At 58.6% G+C, this 345-nt stretch carries 1 protein-coding gene; it reads right to left on the bottom strand.

What is annotated here, in order from left to right; all coding sequences use genetic code 11:
• Positions 1-345 (bottom strand): LLM class flavin-dependent oxidoreductase (locus GHO03_RS24845; RefSeq protein ID WP_153400717.1); only part of this gene is annotated, 345 nt, incomplete at both ends.

Genomic DNA, 345 nt, shown 5'->3' with positions numbered 1-345 from the left:
CTGCCTCTTTCTCGTGGGGTAGCCACAGGCCATCCATGGTCTTCACAGGCGCACGCTGAACCAGACTTTGGCCGCGCATCAGCGCCAGAATTCGCTGGTACACGGAGGTTGCCAGGTACTCGGCGTGCTCATCCGTATCGGCAGCGACCAAGGGCACCCCGAGCATCACGTAGGGTTTGTCGAGAACGGCTGAAGGCTTGAAGTGATTGCGGTACACACGAATCGCTTCATGCATTAAACGCGGTGCGAAATGTGACGCGAAGGCGTACGGCAAACCGCGCTCACCGGCCAATTGTGCGCTAAACAGACTTGAGCCCAGCAACCAGATCGGCACATTGGTGCCAG

Origin of the sequence: Pseudomonas sp. FSL R10-1339 (assembly GCF_009600545.1) — a bacterium.
Taxonomy (GTDB): Bacteria; Pseudomonadota; Gammaproteobacteria; order Pseudomonadales; family Pseudomonadaceae; genus Aquipseudomonas; species Aquipseudomonas bubulae.
Note: the sequence above shows the minus strand (reverse complement) of the source record. Positions and strands in the feature narration are given on the sequence as shown.